This is a genomic window from Cellulomonas sp. PS-H5, from assembly GCF_019265565.1.
Lineage (GTDB): Bacteria > Actinomycetota > Actinomycetes > Actinomycetales > Cellulomonadaceae > Cellulomonas.
Window position 1 is genome coordinate 1 of the sequence record NZ_JAHVCI010000005.1, and the last position, 15,059, is coordinate 15,059.

General features: G+C 76.4%; 16 protein-coding genes. 7 read left to right on the forward strand and 9 right to left on the reverse strand.

Annotated features, from left to right (window positions below):
- Positions 1-177: 177 nt before the first annotated feature.
- From J5O08_RS03660 to J5O08_RS21515, 4 genes are all read left to right on the forward strand, one after another.
- Complete coding sequence (locus J5O08_RS03660; RefSeq protein ID WP_218705500.1) at positions 178-1,269, forward strand: glycosyltransferase; 1,092 nt, start codon at positions 178-180, stop codon at positions 1,267-1,269.
- A 160-nt stretch (positions 1,270-1,429) separates the two neighbouring features.
- The gene (locus tag J5O08_RS03665) at positions 1,430-3,124 is read left to right on the forward strand and encodes a CTP synthase (protein ID WP_218705502.1); all 1,695 of its coding nucleotides are present in this window, start codon (positions 1,430-1,432) and stop codon (positions 3,122-3,124) included.
- Positions 3,121-3,735 (forward strand): NUDIX hydrolase, encoded by a 615-nt coding sequence (locus tag J5O08_RS03670; protein ID WP_308281320.1) that lies wholly within the window; start codon positions 3,121-3,123, stop codon positions 3,733-3,735. Before J5O08_RS03665 ends, J5O08_RS03670 begins: the two co-directional genes overlap by 4 nt.
- A 113-nt stretch (positions 3,736-3,848) precedes the next feature.
- Entirely contained in the window at positions 3,849-4,814 is a 966-nt protein-coding gene (locus J5O08_RS21515; RefSeq protein WP_218705503.1) for a GGDEF domain-containing protein, read from the forward strand.
- Between the two features lie 30 nt (positions 4,815-4,844).
- Here the strand turns inward: J5O08_RS21515 and J5O08_RS03680 are convergent, their stop codons facing one another.
- From J5O08_RS03680 to J5O08_RS03695, 4 genes are all read right to left on the reverse strand, one after another.
- Positions 4,845-5,651 carry an ABC transporter permease gene (locus J5O08_RS03680; protein WP_147793733.1) on the reverse strand — a complete coding sequence of 269 codons (807 nt, stop codon included), beginning with the start codon at positions 5,649-5,651 and terminating at the stop codon, positions 4,845-4,847.
- Entirely contained in the window at positions 5,651-6,625 is a 975-nt protein-coding gene (locus tag J5O08_RS03685; protein ID WP_217615739.1) for an ATP-binding cassette domain-containing protein, read from the reverse strand. Before J5O08_RS03685 ends, J5O08_RS03680 begins: the two co-directional genes overlap by 1 nt.
- A 95-nt stretch (positions 6,626-6,720) precedes the next feature.
- Positions 6,721-6,960, reverse strand: coding sequence for a helix-turn-helix transcriptional regulator (locus J5O08_RS03690; RefSeq protein ID WP_147793731.1), 240 nt, complete (start codon positions 6,958-6,960; stop codon positions 6,721-6,723).
- Between the two features lie 287 nt (positions 6,961-7,247).
- Complete coding sequence (locus tag J5O08_RS03695) at positions 7,248-7,439, reverse strand: hypothetical protein (RefSeq protein WP_218705504.1); 192 nt, start codon at positions 7,437-7,439, stop codon at positions 7,248-7,250.
- Between the two features lie 78 nt (positions 7,440-7,517).
- Between J5O08_RS03695 and J5O08_RS03700 the strand changes: the two genes are divergently transcribed.
- Positions 7,518-8,597: a LysR family transcriptional regulator gene (locus tag J5O08_RS03700; protein ID WP_218705505.1), complete on the forward strand. Its 1,080-nt coding sequence runs from the start codon at positions 7,518-7,520 to the stop codon at positions 8,595-8,597.
- A 204-nt stretch (positions 8,598-8,801) separates the two neighbouring features.
- Here J5O08_RS03700 and J5O08_RS03705 read toward each other — a convergent pair whose 3' ends face one another.
- On the reverse strand, positions 8,802-9,815 hold the full coding sequence (locus J5O08_RS03705; protein ID WP_218705506.1) for a DMT family transporter: 1,014 nt from the start codon (positions 9,813-9,815) through the stop codon (positions 8,802-8,804).
- Positions 9,816-10,085: 270 nt separating this feature from the next.
- Positions 10,086-10,391: a DUF4406 domain-containing protein gene (locus J5O08_RS03710; protein ID WP_255589259.1), complete on the reverse strand. Its 306-nt coding sequence runs from the start codon at positions 10,389-10,391 to the stop codon at positions 10,086-10,088.
- A gap of 143 nt (positions 10,392-10,534) precedes the next feature.
- Between J5O08_RS03710 and J5O08_RS03715 the strand changes: the two genes are divergently transcribed.
- Positions 10,535-11,293, forward strand: a complete 759-nt coding sequence (locus tag J5O08_RS03715) for a DeoR/GlpR family DNA-binding transcription regulator (RefSeq protein WP_218705507.1) — start codon at positions 10,535-10,537, stop codon at positions 11,291-11,293.
- 18 nt (positions 11,294-11,311) lie between these two features.
- Here J5O08_RS03715 and J5O08_RS03720 read toward each other — a convergent pair whose 3' ends face one another.
- The 3 genes from J5O08_RS03720 to J5O08_RS03730 form a co-directional block, all read right to left on the reverse strand.
- A complete protein-coding gene (locus tag J5O08_RS03720) occupies positions 11,312-12,238 on the reverse strand; it encodes a COX15/CtaA family protein (RefSeq protein ID WP_308161032.1) in 927 nt (308 codons plus the stop codon).
- 82 nt (positions 12,239-12,320) lie between these two features.
- Positions 12,321-13,115: an ABC transporter permease gene (locus J5O08_RS03725; protein ID WP_218705508.1), complete on the reverse strand. Its 795-nt coding sequence runs from the start codon at positions 13,113-13,115 to the stop codon at positions 12,321-12,323.
- Entirely contained in the window at positions 13,112-14,062 is a 951-nt protein-coding gene (locus J5O08_RS03730; RefSeq protein WP_308281322.1) for an ABC transporter ATP-binding protein, read from the reverse strand. Before J5O08_RS03730 ends, J5O08_RS03725 begins: the two co-directional genes overlap by 4 nt.
- Before the next feature lie 187 nt (positions 14,063-14,249).
- Between J5O08_RS03730 and J5O08_RS03735 the strand changes: the two genes are divergently transcribed.
- Complete coding sequence (locus J5O08_RS03735; RefSeq protein ID WP_217615731.1) at positions 14,250-15,041, forward strand: metalloregulator ArsR/SmtB family transcription factor; 792 nt, start codon at positions 14,250-14,252, stop codon at positions 15,039-15,041.
- Positions 15,042-15,059: the final 18 nt, after the last annotated feature.

Below are 15,059 nucleotides of genomic sequence, written 5' to 3' on the forward strand. Positions count from 1 at the left end.
GCCCGCGGCGGCGTCGCCGGGCACGGCAGCGTCCGCCGGTGGGCCCGCGTCCGCCGGCGACCCTGCGTCCGCCGGCACCCACGCGGCCCCCGCGACGGCCGCCACCCCCACGACCACCCCGGCGCCCGGCGCCGGACCCGCGGCCCCCGGGCCCGACGACCCCCGGGAGGCGGGCCGATGACCCGACGCGTACTGCAGGTGCTGGGCTCGAGCGCGGGCGGCGTCGCCCGGCACGTCGCGCAGGTGTCGACCGCCCTGGCGGCGGCCGGCGACCGCGTCCTGGTCGCGGGCCCCTCGTCGCTGGCCTCCACGGTCGCCGCGGGCGACGGCGTGGGCTTCGCGGCGGTCGAGATCACCGACCGCCCGCACGCCTCCGACGCGCGGGCGGTCGCCCGGCTGGCCGAGCTGGCGCGGGACGCCGACGCGGTGCACGCCCACGGGCTGCGCGCGGGCGCGCTCGCCGTGCTGGCGGTCCGCGGGCGGCCGCACCCCGCCGGGTCGCGGCCCCGCGTGGTCGTCACGCTGCACAACCTGCCCGTCGGCGGCCGCGCGATCCGGACGGTCTCGGCGGTGCTCGGCCGGGTGGTCGCGCGCGGCGCCGACGTGGTGCTCGGCGTGTCGGGCGACCTCGTCGAGCTGGCGCGGGGGCAGGGCGCCCGCCGGGCCGAACGCGCCCTGGTGCCGGCCCCCGCGCTCCGCGCCCCTGCGCAGGACCGGGAGGCCGTGCGCGCGGGGCTCGGTGTCGCGCCGGGGGAGGACCTGGTCGTCACCGTGGCCCGGCTCGCCCCGCAGAAGGGCCTCGACACCCTCGTGGACGCCGCGGCCGCTGCGGGACGGACCCGGCCCGGGCTGCGCTGGGTCGTCGCGGGCGACGGGCCCCTGCTCGACGGGCTGCGCGCGCGGGCGGCCGAGGCGGGGGCGCCGGTCGACCTGCTGGGCCGTCGCGAGGACGTCGCCGACCTGCTCGCGGCCGCGGACGTGGTCGCCTCGACCGCCGTGTGGGAGGGCCAGCCGCTGGCCGTGCAGGAGGCGCTGGCGCTGGGCGCGGCGCTCGTCGTGACCGACGCGGGCGGCACCCGCGAGGTCACCGGGGACGCGGCGGTGCTCGTGCCGGTCGGGGACGCCCCGGCGTTCGCGGAGGCGCTGACTGCGGTGCTGGCCGACGACGCGCGGCGCGCCGCGCTGCGCGACGCGGCCCGGGCCCGCGCGGCGACCCTCCCGGGGATCGCCGACGTCCTGACCCAGCTGGACGCGGCCTACGCCCCCTGAGACGCGGGGTCAGACCCCAGAGTGGAAGGTTCTGCCGGACACGCCGCCGGCGTGTCCGGCAGAACCTTCCACCCGACGGCGGCCCCGGCGGCGCGCCCGTGGCGCGGGTCACCGGCGTGGGACGCACAGGGGCCGCGCGTCTCGGGTACACTGGAATCCCGTGGCAGAGCGCGCAAATCGACTCTCCGGGCGGTCGGACTCCACGACCCGGCACATCTTCGTCACGGGAGGCGTCGCCTCCTCACTGGGCAAGGGCCTGACCGCCTCCAGCCTGGGACGACTTCTCCGCTCCCGCGGCCTCCGGGTCACGATGCAGAAGCTCGACCCCTACCTCAACGTCGACCCGGGAACGATGAACCCGTTCCAGCACGGCGAGGTCTTCGTCACCGAGGACGGGGCCGAGACGGACCTCGACGTCGGTCACTACGAGCGGTTCCTGGACGTCGACCTGGTCGGCTCCGCGAACGTCACGACCGGCCAGGTCTACTCGCACGTGATCGCGAAGGAGCGGCGCGGCGAGTACCTGGGCGACACGGTCCAGGTCATCCCGCACATCACCGACGAGATCAAGGCGCGGATGCGGTCCCAGGCCGCCGACGACGTCGACATCATCATCACCGAGATCGGCGGCACGGTCGGCGACATCGAGTCGCAGCCGTTCCTCGAGGCGGCCCGCCAGGTCCGCCACGAGCTCGGCCGGGACAACGTGTTCTTCCTGCACGTGTCGCTGGTGCCGTACATCGGCCCGTCGGGCGAGCTGAAGACCAAGCCGACGCAGCACTCGGTGGCCGCGCTGCGCAGCATCGGCATCCAGCCGGACGCGATCGTGCTGCGGTCCGACCGCGAGATCCCGCAGTCGATCAAGGCCAAGATCGCCCTGATGTGCGACGTCGACACCCAGGGCGTCATCTCCTGCGTGGACGCGCCGAGCATCTACGACATCCCTCGGGTCATCCACGCCGAGGGCCTGGACGCCTACGTCGTGCAGCGGCTCGGCATGCAGTTCCGCGACGTCGACTGGAGCGGCTGGGACGAGCTGCTGCAGCGGGTGCACCAGCCGGCGCACCACGTCGAGGTGGCGCTGGTCGGCAAGTACATCGACCTGCCGGACGCCTACCTGTCGGTGACCGAGGCGCTGCGCGCCGGCGGCTTCCACAACGACGCCAGGGTCAAAATCCGCTGGGTGCCGTCCGACGAGTGCCAGACCCCCGAGGGTGCGCAGCGCGCGCTCGGGGGCGTCGACGCGGTGCTGGTCCCGGGCGGGTTCGGCGTGCGCGGCATCGAGGGCAAGCTCGGCGCGCTGCGCTGGGCCCGCGAGAGCAGGGTGCCGACGCTCGGTATCTGCCTGGGCCTGCAGACCATGGTCATCGAGTACGCCCGCAACGTGCTCGGCCTCGCCGGCGCCTCGTCGTCCGAGTTCGACGCCGACCCGGCGCACCCGGTCGTCGCCACCATGGCGGAGCAGCTCGCGATCGTGGGCGGCGAGGGCGACCTCGGCGGCACGATGCGGCTCGGCTCCTACGAGGCCGTGCTCGCCGAGGGCTCGGTCGCGGCCGAGGCCTACGGCTCCACCCGGGTCACCGAGCGGCACCGGCACCGGTACGAGGTCAACAACGCCTACCGCGACAAGCTCGAGGAGGCCGGCCTGGTCATCTCGGGCGTCTCGCCGGACTCGTCGCTGGTCGAGTTCGTCGAGCTGCCGCGCGAGGTGCACCCGTACTACGTCTCGACGCAGGCGCACCCGGAGTTCAAGTCGCGGCCGACCCGGTCGCACCCGCTGTTCGCCGGCCTGATCCGCGCCGCCCTCGAGGCCCGCGGCGCGACGGTCTCGCCGAAGGCGAAGGCGCGCGCGTGACGACGCAGGACACGCACGGCGGGCCGGCTGACCGGCCCGCCGTGCGGCCCGTGCTGGAGCACACCGACCTGCACCACGGGAAGATCTGGGACCTCGTCTCGGAGACCGTGGACCTCGGCGACTCGCAGGTGGTCCGGGAGTTCGTCGACCACCCCGGCGCCGTCGCGGTCATCGCGCTCGACGAGGACGACCGCGTGCTGCTGCTGCAGCAGTACCGGCACCCCGTGCGGGCCGAGCTCTGGGAGCCGCCGGCCGGGCTGCGCGACGTCGACGGCGAGCCGCCGCACGTCACCGCCGCCCGGGAGCTGGGGGAGGAGGCCGACCTGCGCGCGGACTCCTGGTCGCTGCTGGCGGAGTTCGCGAACTCGCCGGGCGGCTCGAACGAGCACATCCTCGTGTACCTCGCCCGCGGGCTGTCCGAGGTCCCCGAGGCCGACCGGTTCACCCGGGAGGACGAGGAGGCCGCGATGGTGCCCGTGTGGGTGCCCCTGGACGAGGCCGTCGAGGCGGTCCTCGCCGGCCGGCTGCGCAGCCCGAGCGCCGCGGTCGGCATCCTCGCCGCGGCCGCGTCACGGGACCGCGGCTGGCGGACGCTGCGCCCGGTCGACTGACTCGCGGGGCGGGCGGTGATCGCCGCCGCCCGCCCGGAGCGGCCCGTTCGCCCGGACGGGTGGTCCCGGCGGCCACCGGTCAGGTGACCCCGCCCGCGGCCGATGGGGTGGCCGTGCGCGCGCGGACCCGCCCCCCGAGAGACGGCGGTCGTCTGTTCCTCGCGGCCTCGCACACCGCCGGCGCCCTGCTGCTCTGCGCGGTCCTCTGCCTGGTCAGCGCGGTCTGGCCGCCCTCGCGCCTGACCCTGGTCGGTGTCTGGTACGGCGGGTCGGCGGCGCTCGCCCTCCTGGCTGTGGCGCTGCTGCTGCTCCGTGACCGGCCGCGCGCCCCGCTCGCCGCGCTGGTCGCCGCCGTCGGGATCGGCGGGGTGCTGGTCGCGAGCTGCCAGACCCTCGCGGGGGTCGTCACGACGAGCCTGGGCCTGGTCGTCGCGGGCCAGGCGGCGGCCCTCCTCGGCGAGCCCCGCACCGTGCGCCGGGTGCTCGGGCTGGTGGTCGTCGTGCTCGGCCTGGCGATGCTCGCGTCGCCCGTGCCGTTCGCGCTGACGACGTGGCTGGTGCTCGCGCTCACCACCGTCGTGATGAGCGGCCTGGTCACGTACCTGCTGCAGCGGCTGCGCCTGCTGGCCACGACCGACGACCTCACCGGCGCCTTGACCCGCGCCGCGTTCGACGAGCGCGCCGCGCTGGTGCTGCACGACGCCGCGCGGCGGGGTCGGCCCGCCGCGGTCGTGTGCCTGGACGTCGACGACTTCAAGGTCGTGAACGACACGCTCGGGCACGCGGCCGGCGACGAGGTGCTGGTGCGGCTCGTGGACGGCTGGCGCGCGGGCCTCGCCGACGACGACCTGATCGGCCGGGTCGGCGGCGACGAGTTCGCGGTGGTGCTCGCCGGCCGGGACGCGGCGGCCGCCGAGGACTGGGTGACGGCCGCCGGGCTGCGGCACGTCGCCGGCGACCCGACCTGGAGCCACGGCGTGGCGCAGGCCGACGGCGACGAGCCCGTGCGGGACGCGCTGGCCCGCGCCGACGAGGCGCTGTACGCGCGCAAGGGACGGCGGGTCGGCGGGTCGGTCTGACGCCCGGTCGGGGCGGCGCCGGGGCCGCGGTCAGCGGCTGGTCGACACCCGGTACTGCGCGTTGGCGAGCGGCACGAACACCACCAGGAACAGCGCCGACCAGATGAGCGTGTACACCTCCGGGTGCTGCAGCGGCCACGCCGTCGGCTCGGGCACCCCGGGCGGGATGTTGCCGAACAGCTCCCGCGCCGCCTGGGTCACCGCCGACACCGGGTTCCACTCGGCGAACGTCTGCAGCGGCGCGGGCAGCGTGTCGAGCGGGACGAACGTGTTCGCCACGAACGTCAGCGGGAAGATCACGATGAACGACGCGTTGTTCACCACCTCGGGGCTCGGCACCAGCATCCCGATCCAGGCCATGATCCAGCTGATCGCGTAGGCGAACACCAGCAGCAGGCCGAACCCCGCCAGGGCGTCCAGCACGGACGACCGGATGCGCCAGCCGACCACGAGCCCGGTCAGGCCCATCACGATCAGCACGATGACGTTGTTCACGACGTCGGAGAACGTGCGCCCGGTCAGGACCGCCGACGGCGCCATGGGCAGCGACCGGAACCGGTCGAGGATGCCCTTCTTCAGGTCCTCCGCGAGGGCCGCCCCGGTGACGGTCGCGCCGAAGATCACGGTCTGGGCGAAGATCCCCGCGATGAGGAACTCCCGGTACGCCTGCCCGCCGCCCTGCTGGTCGATCGCGCCGCCGAACACGTAGGAGAACAGCAGGACGAACATGATGGGGGACAGCGTGGTGAAGACCAGGAGGTCGGGCACCCGCTTGATCTTGATGATGTTCCGCTTGGCGACCACGGAGGCGTCCGCGATCACGGGTGGCACCGGCATCACGCACCTGCCTTCGGGTCGGGGTTGCCGTCCTGCTCCGCGGTCTTGCCGGTCAGGGCGAGGAACACGTCGTCCAGGGTGGGGCGGCGCAGGCCGACGTCCTCCAGCCGGACCTGGCGCTCGTCGAGCCGCCGCAGCGCCTCGCTGAGCACCTCGGGCCCGCCGGACACCGGCATGACGAACGACCGGCGGCCGTCGTCCACGGTGGGCCGCCCGACGCCGAGCGGGGCGAGCACCTCCTCGACGCCGGCGAGCAGCGCGACGTCCGCGACGGTCAGCTCCAGCCGCTCGCCGCCGACCTGCCGCTTGAGCTGGTCCGCGGTGCCCTGGGCGATGATCCGGCCGTGGTCGATGACGACGATCTCGTCGGCGAGGACGTCGGCCTCCTCCAGGTACTGCGTGGTCAGCAGCAGCGTGGTGCCGCCGGCGACGAGCGTCTGGATGACGTCCCACATCTCGGTCCGGCCGCGCGGGTCCAGGCCCGTCGTCGGCTCGTCGAGGAAGATCACCGGCGGGTCGGCGACGAGCGCGCCCGCCAGGTCGAGCCGGCGCCGCATGCCGCCGGAGTAGGTCTTGGCCGGCCGGTCGGCGGCGTCCTCGAGCCGGAACGACGCCAGCAGCTCGCGCGCCCGGTCCCGGGACCGCCGCTTGCCGAGGTGGTAGAGCCGCCCGATCATCTCGAGGTTCTCGTAGCCGGACAGGTACTCGTCCACCGCCGCGTACTGGCCGGACAGGCCGATGCGCCGCCGGACCTCGGCGGGGCGGGCGAGCACGTCGACGCCCGTGACCCGCGCGCTGCCCGCGTCGGGGCGCAGCAGCGTGGACAGGACCCGGACGATGGTGGTCTTGCCGGCCCCGTTCGGGCCGAGCAGACCGAGCACGGTGCCGGACGGCACCGTGAGGTCGACGCCGTCGAGGGCGGTGACGCCCTTGTAGCGCTTGACGAGCCCGCGGGCCTCGATCGCCTGTTCCATGGAGCGAGCGTAGATGTGACCTACGACACACCTGAAGGGGATTGCCCGGCGATCTCCGGCGCGCGGACGCGGGCGCAGGTCAGCGCGTCACGGCGTCAGCGCAGGCCGGCGGCCTCCGCCCACGCGGCCGCCTCGGCGCGCGTCGACGCGCCGATCTTGCGGTAGATCGACCGCACCTGGGTCTTCACGGTGTTCCGCGAGACGAACAGCTTGCGGGCGATGTCCTCGAGCGTCACGTCCTCGGCGAGCTCGGCGAGGACGACGCGCTCCCGGGGGCTGAGGGGCTCGCCGAACAGGTCGGTCACGGCTCGGGGGGCGTCTGCGAGGGCGGTCATGGGGGGCTCCGATGCGACTGGGCGGGTCGCGCTCGCCGGTTGGCTGCAGCGGGCGCTCACCCGTTCATTCGGTACGGAGAACGATCCGGATGGGTAGATGAATCCTCAATCACCCGTCGCGCCGGAGCCGGGGCCGCAGGCCCTGGCGGTCCCGGTGCAGGTCGCGCCGGAGGCAAGCGCCTTCCGGCCGGCGTTGCAGGTCCACCCGGATGGAGCAGCGCCCCCGACGCCCGGAGATGGGCGGCAGGGGCGGGGGGTGAGCGACGAGGCGGTGAGCGGGCCTGGGCTCAGGCGGCGACGGGGACGTCCTGCGCGCGCCCGGTCCGGGCGGCGGTCGCGGTCGGCGCCCGGTGAGCCACGGGCGCGACGCTGCGGGTCCAGCCGGCGGTGCGGATCTCGACCGCGGTGGTCGCCGCGTACGGCGCGAACGCGCGGCGCAGGGTGGTCGCGAACGGGGTGCGGGTGGAGGTCGTCGACATGGCACCCAGTCTCGTAACGCGCTGCCCATGCGTCCAATGACGCGAGTGCCACCGATCCATGCGCTAGCGTCATGCGACGTGGACGTGCAGGCGATGCGGTGGTTCCAGCAGGTGGCCGACGGCGCGACCGTGACCGAGGTGGCGGACATCGAGCAGGTCAGCCAGCCCGGTGTCTCCCGGGCGCTGGCGCGCCTGGAGCGCGAGGTCGGCGCGCCGCTGCTGCGCCGGTCGGGCCGGCACCTGCGGATGACCCACGCCGGAGCGGTGTTCAAACGGCACCTCGACGGCGTGCTGCACCAGCTCGACGACGGCCTGGCCGCCGTCGACGCGGCGGTGCAGCCGGACACGGGCACCGTGACCCTCGGGTTCCAGACGACCCTCGGCTCGTGGCTGGTGCCCGAGCTGGTGCGGACGTTCCGCCGGCAGCACCCGCGGGTGCGGTTCGAGCTCACCCAGACGCCCGACCACCTCGCCGACGCGCTGCTCGACTCCGGACGGGTCGACCTGCTGATCTCCACCGTGCCGCCCTCGGGCCCCGCGGTGCACCACCGGGTGCTGCTGACCGAGCCGCTGCGGCTGGCCGTGCCGGCCGGGCACCGGCTCGCCGAGCGCGAGGCGGTGCGGCTGGCGGACGCCGCGGGCGAGCCCTTCCTGCTGCTCCGGCCGCCCTCGACGCTGCGGCGGCAGACCGAGCGGCTGTGCCAGGCGGCGGGGTTCCGGCCGACGCCGGCGTTCGAGGGCGAGGACGTGCCCACGCTGCACGGGTTCGTCGCGGCGGGGCTCGGGGTGGCGCTGCTGCCGGCGGGCTCCCCAGCGGGCTCCCCGGCGGCAGCAGGCGGCGCGGGCGGCGCGGGCGGGCGTGGTGCGGGTGGCGCCCCGGGCGGTGGTGCGGGCGGTGGTGGCGGGGGTGTCGGCGGCGCTGACGGTGGGGACGGCGGTGTCGACGGCGGGGGCAGCGGTGCGGGTGGTACCGGCGGAGACGGGTCGGCCGCCGACGCCGGACCGGTGCGGCACCTCCGCGTCCTCGACGAGGGCGCGACGCGGGACGTGGGCCTCAGCACGTTCGCCGAGGACGCCCTGCCGCCCGCGGCGCGCCTGTTCCTCGACCACGTCCTGTCCCGCGCCCGCACCGGCGCCCTCCCGGGCGCCGACGCCTGACCAGTCCGCCGACGGGGTGGTCGACACGTCGAGGGGGTAGTCGGCGGCTACTCCCTCGACGTGTCGGCTGCCCTCTCGCGCACGCACCCCGGCCGCCCCGCCGGCGTCGAGTGCCTACCGGACACGTCGAGTGCCTACCGGCGTGGATAGGCACTCGACGTGTCGGCTGTGCACTCGCGGAGACCGCGATCGCGGGTGGGGCGGTCAGTCGAGCGGGAGCGGGGCGGGCGTAACCGGCTCCAGCGGGGCGGGCGCGAGCGCCTCCGGTGCCGCGACCGCCTCCGCGGGGCGAGCTGCCTCGGGCGCCGCCTCCGGGGCTTCGACCGCCGCTGGGGCCCGGACCGCCTCCTGCGCCGACGCCGGGGTGCCGCGGCCCGCGGACCACACCGCGCCCGCACCGGCGAGCACGACCAGCGCGATCCCGCCCAGCGCCGCGACCGGCAGCCGGTCGCCGAGCGCGACCGCCCCGACGAGCGCGGCCATCGCCGGGTCGATCGCGAACAGCGTGCCGACCACCCGGGTGCCGGCGAGCCGGGCGGCCTGGAAGTCGAGCGAGAACGCCAGCGCCACCCCGATCAGCCCGGACAGCACCAGAGGGGCGACGTGCCCGCCCTCGAGCGCCGGGGCCTGCGCGACCTGGAACGGCGACAGCAGCAGGGCGCCGACCGCGACCGACAGCGCGAGGTCGCCGAGCCCGCCCGACCCGGAGCCGACGCGGCCCGCGAGCACGGTGTACCCGCCGAACGCCGCGGCCGCGCCGAGCCCGAGCGCGACGCCGACCGGGTCGAGCCCGCCGGTCGGGGTGCCGACGACCAGGACGACCCCGACGAGCGCGACGAACGGCAGCAGCCGCGCCCGGCCGACGGACGCCACCGCGGCGACCGCCAGCGGGCCGCAGAACTCCAGGGTCACCGCGACGCCGAGCGGGATGCGGTCGAGCGCGGCGTAGAACAGCACGTTCATGGCGGCCATCGCGACGCCGTACAGCGCGATGCCGGCCCACTCCGACCGGCTGCGTCTGCGCAGCGCGGGCCGGGTCAGCAGGAGCAGGACGAGCGCGGCGGCCGTCATGCGGTAGCCGGACACGGCGAGCGTGCCCAGCGACCCGAAGGCGGACGACGCGAGCGCGGCCGAGATCTGCACGGACGCGGAGCCGGCCAGCACGAAGGCGGCGGCGGTGAGGGCGCGCGGGCGCGCGCCGAGGGGGAACGAGAGCATGGGAGTCCTCAGCGGGACGGCCCACCGGTGCGGCGGGCGGTGGTCGGGGTGCCTGCGCGGCACGCCGACGCGGACGTCGGGCGTGCCGGGGTCAGGCCCCGGGCCCCCGGCGCGGGGCGCAGCCCCGGTTGCTCATCGGATCCATGGCGCGAGCGTACGTCCTGGTCGTGCGCGGTCCGCGCCGTGTCCGCATGGCGGGCGGGCCCGGGTGCGGGGGAGCGCCCGCGCCCGCCCGGGGCCGCGCCGTCCCGCCGCCGTCCCCGCCCCTCGTCAGGCCGCCGTGGCCCGCGGGATCTCGTCGACCGACGTGTACACCGGGATCCCGCGCCGCCGGGCGATCGCCACGTCGTTGTCCGCGCCCGCCGACTCCCCGGGCAGCCGGAGCACGGCGTCGCAGTGGGCGAGCAGCCGCTCGGCGGTCGGGTAGAGCACGTCCTGGGCGCGGGGGTCGGTCGGGCCGTCGGCGCCCATGCTCGCGAGCACCGGGAGTGCGACCCACTCGCCGATCATCGGGACGTGCCCGCGCTCGAAGATCGGCCAGGCGGCCTCCTCGAGGCGGCGGAGGTTGGCGGCCATGGCGGCGGGGTCGCCGCCCGTCCGGACTGGTAGGGGCCGGCGATGAGGATCAGCTGTGCGGTCATGGCTCCGACCATAACGCGCAGAACCGTGCAAGACTTGGCACTAGCGAGAAAGACCGGGCGATCACCAAGGAGAACGCGATGCTGCCGGCACAGCGACGGGACGAGCTGCTGCGCGTGCTGCGCACCGAGGGGCGCGTCGTCGCCAAGGACGCCGCCGAGCGGCTCGGCCTGTCCGAGGACACGGTCCGGCGCGACCTGCGGGAGATGGCGGCGGCCGGGCTCTGCCAGCGGGTGTACGGCGGCGCGCTCCCGGTGTCGCCCGCGGTCGCGGACTACGCGGGCCGCCGTACGGTCGCGGTCGAGAACAAGGACCGGGTGGCCCGGCGGGCGGCGGAGCTCGTGCGCCCGGGCTCGACGGCGATCCTCGACGGAGGGACCACGGCGCTCGCCGTCGCCCGGGCGCTGCCGCCGGACCTGCGGGCGACGGTCGTCACGCACAGCCCGACGGTCGCCGCGGCGCTCGCGGAGCACCCGACGGTCGAGGTGCTGGTGCTCGGCGGGCGGCTGTTCAAGCACTCGGTCGTCACGTCGGGCGCGCTGCTCGCCGAGGCAGCGGCCGGCGTGTGGGCCGACGTGTTCCTGCTCGGCGTCACGGGGGTGCACCCGGAGGCGGGGCTCACGACCGGCGACGCCGAGGAGGCGGCGACCAAGCGGGCGCTCGCCCGGCGCGCGGGGGACACCTACGTGCTGGCCAGCGCGGAGAAGATCGGCGCCGCGTCGCCGTTCCGGGTGCTGCCGCTGGACGAGGTCGCCGGGGTGGTCACCGACGTCGACCCGGCGGACCCGGCGGCGCGGGCGCTCGCGGACGCGGGGGTGCCGCTGGTGGCGGCGGGCTGAGCGGGACCCCGCCCGGGCTCAGGCGCGCGTGCGGAACGTCAGCAGGTACCGCGTGGTCCCCGCCGCGAGCAGCGCCGCGCCGAGCATGTGCAGCATCACGAGCAGGATCGGCAGGTCGGTCGACACCTGGACGTACCCGATGACGCCCTGCAGGGCGACGAGCCCGACCATCACCCAGCCGCGGCGGCGCAGCAGGCGCGGCCCGCGCCGGTTCAGCCACAGCAGCACGACGAGCATCCCCGTGAACAGCCACACCGACGCGGCGTGCACGCGGGCCATCAGGTACGGGTCGACGGCGATCCGGTAGCCGACCTCCTCGTCGCCCGAGTGCGGGCCGGCGCCCGTGGTGATGACGCCGAGCGCGAGCACGAGGACGAGCAGCGCGCCGAGCACCGGCGCGAGCCGCCGGGACCACGGCCCGACGACGGGGATCCGCGGACCGTCGCCCTCCCGGCTGCGGTGCACGAGGAGCGTCGACGCCGCGACCAGCGCCATCGACACCATGAAGTGCAGGCTGACCCACGCGGGGTGCAGGTGCAGCAGGACGACGACGCCGCCGATCAGCGCCTGCGCCACGACGCCGGCCAGCGGGGCGAACCCCAGCCAGCGGTAGGAGCGGGACCGGTCGCGGTCGAACCAGACGAGGAGCGCGACGGCGACGGCGATGACGCCGAGCACGCCGGTCAGGGTCCGGTTCCCGAACTCGACGTACTGGTGGTACGTCGTCTCGGGGTGGAACGCCGCGGTGAACTGCCCGGGCTCGCACTGCGGCCACGTCGAGCAGCCGAGGCCGGAGCCGGTGAGCCGGACCGCCCCACCGGTGACGACGATGCCGATCTGCGCCACCAGGTTCGCCACGAGGACCGGGTAGGTCAGGCGCTCCCGCCACGCCGCGAACCGGGAGGGCGCGGGGCTGACGGGGGCGGCGGCGACGTCGGGGCTCACGGCGCCCAGCCTACGGTCCGGCGACCCGCGCTCGTGCCGCGGTGCACGAGGTCTTGATCACGCGCCGGGCCCCGCGCCGGGGTCAGGAGGACCAGCGGAACCAGCGCCGCACCGCCGCGGCCAGGGCCAGCGCCCACGCCGCCAGCGCCGCGAGGTGCGCGACCGGGAACGCCCCGTCGACGAGGGACGCGCGCAGCGCCTCGCCCAGCGCACCGGGCGGCAGCCACTCGGCGACGGAGGCCCACCACCCGGGCAGGTCGGACACCGGCAGGACCAGCCCGCCGACGACGGCCAGCACCACCAGCAGCAGGTTCGCGACCGCCAGCACCGCCTCCGCGCGCAGGGTCCCCGCGAGCAGCAGCGCCAGCGCGGTGAACGCCGCGACCCCGAGCAGCAGCGCGAGCAGGGCGCCGGGCAGGCCGGCGGGGTCGGGTCGCCAGCCGAGGGCGAGCCCCGTCACCGAGACGACGACCACCTGCAGCGCCGCGACCGCGAGCACCGCCAGCGCCTTGCCCGCGAGCAGCCCGCCGCGCCCGAGCGGCGTCGTGGCCAGCAGCCGCAGCACGCCGTTGCGCCGGTCGAACGCGGTGGCGATGGCCTGCGAGGTCAGCGAGCCCGCCATCACGGCCAGCCCGAGGATCCCCGGGGTGACGACGTCGATCCGCTCGGCGTCGCCGACCCCGATGTCGAGGAACGACCCGCGCCCGAGGGCGATCAGCGCGACCACGGGGATGATCAGCGTGACGAGCAGCTGCTCGCCGTTGCGCAGCACCGCCAGGGTCTCGAACCGGGCCTGGGCGCGGACCCGCCGGCCGGCGGGCGCGGCGCGGTCGGCCGCGATGGCGGCGCCCGTCGGGGCAGCAGCGGGCGCGGTCATCGCAGGTTCCGTCCGGTCAGGTCGAGGAACACGTCCTCGAGGGTGCGGCGCCCGACGTCCACCCGGGCGAGCAGCACGTCGCGGTCGGCGCACCACGCGGCGAGCGCGGCGACGAGCGCCGGGGTGGCGGGGGAGTCGACGGCGTACGCGCCGGGGCCGGTCTCGGTGACCGCGGCCCTCGTCGCGGCGCCGGTCGGCGTCAGCGCGGCCCCCAGCGCGGCGAGGTCGAGCCCGGGCTCGGCCCGGAACGTCAGCGTCGAGGAGTCGGCCCCGGCGAGCAGCGCCGGCACCGACCCGTGGGCGATGACCCGGCCGTGGTCGACGACGGCGACCTCGTCGGCCAGCGCCTCGGCCTCGTCCATGAGGTGCGTGGTCAGCAGGACCGCCACGCCGTCGGCGCGCAGCTCCTCGACCAGCGACCACACGGCGCGGCGCGCCTGCGGGTCCATCCCGGCCGAGGGCTCGTCGAGGAACACGACGTCCGGCCGTCCCACGACCGCGGTCGCCAGCGCGAGCCGCTGCCGCTGCCCGCCGGACAGCCGGCGCACCGTCGTCCGGGCGAACGGGGTGAGGCCCAGCCGCTCGGCCAGCTCGCCGACGTCGCGCGGCCGGGCGTACATCTCGGCGACGTGGCGCAGCACGCCCAGGGCCGGCACGCCGGTGGGCAGCCCGGCGTCCTGGAGCATGACGCCCACGCGGGGGCGGAGCGCGGCGGCGTCGGCGACGGGGTCGAGCCCGAGGACGCGCACGGAGCCGCCGTCCGGGGTGCGCAGGCCCTCGCAGCACTCCACGGTGGTGGTCTTGCCCGCGCCGTTCGGGCCGAGCACCGCGGTCACCCGACCGGGGGACGCGTGCAGGTCGAGCCCGTCGACGACGGCGCGACCGTCGTACCGCTTGACGAGCCCGCGCACCTCGACGGCGGGCGGGGAGGAGGACTGGCCGAGCACCCCGCGAGTGTAGGGGTCGCGGCCGCTCCCAGGGTGTGGTGAGGCTGACCTTGCTTGCCAGGACTTATTTCGGCAACAAGGATGTTGCCGATATCGGGAGCCCTCGTCGGGGCTCCGCGGGGCCGGCGCCGCCACGGCGGTCCGCCCCGCGATCCAGCCGCGCAGCAGTGAACCGGAGGTGTGTGCCATGAGCGCCAGCACGCCGGGGACCGCCGCCGCGCCGGAGGCCGACTGCGCGACCGAGGCCGCCGCCGCGACGCCCCGCCCCGCGCTCCGACCCGCGGAGCCGCCCCGCCAGGAGCACGAGTCCGAGGCCGAGGCCGGCACCCGCCGCCGGGTGCTCGACCTGATCGCCGCCGACGGCCCCGTGTCCGCCGCCGAGCTGGCCGCCGAGCTCGACCTCACCGCCGCCGCCGTCCGCCGGCACCTCGCGGTGCTGGAGGGCGAGCAGCAGATCGGCGTGCACGACGGCGGCGCCGTCGGGCCGGCGCGCCGCGGCCGCCCCGCCAAGCGGTACGTCGTGACCGCGGCCGGGCAGGCGGCGCTGACCCAGCAGTACTCCGAGCTCGCGTCGCAGGCGCTGCGGTTCGTCGCCGAGATCGGCGGCGCGGACGCGGTGCGCAGCTTCGCCGAGAAGCGGGTCCGCGACCTCGAGGTCCGGCACGCCGACGCGCTGGCGGAGGCGGGCGACGACCCGGTCCGCCGGGCGCAGGTGCTCGCCGACGGCCTCGCTGTCGACGGCTTCGCGGCCACCGCGCGCCCCGTGCCCGGCGGCCACGCCATCCAGCTGTGCCAGGGCCACTGCCCGGTGCAGGACGTCGCAAGCGAGTTCCCCGAGCTCTGCGAGGCGGAGGCGCACGCCTTCTCCCGCATGCTCGGCGTGCACGTGCAGCGGCTCGCGACGCTGGCCCGCGGCGGCCACGTCTGCACCACGAACATCCCGATCGTGCCGGTCCGCCGGCCGACGACGACGGACTGACCGACTTACCCGAGCCCC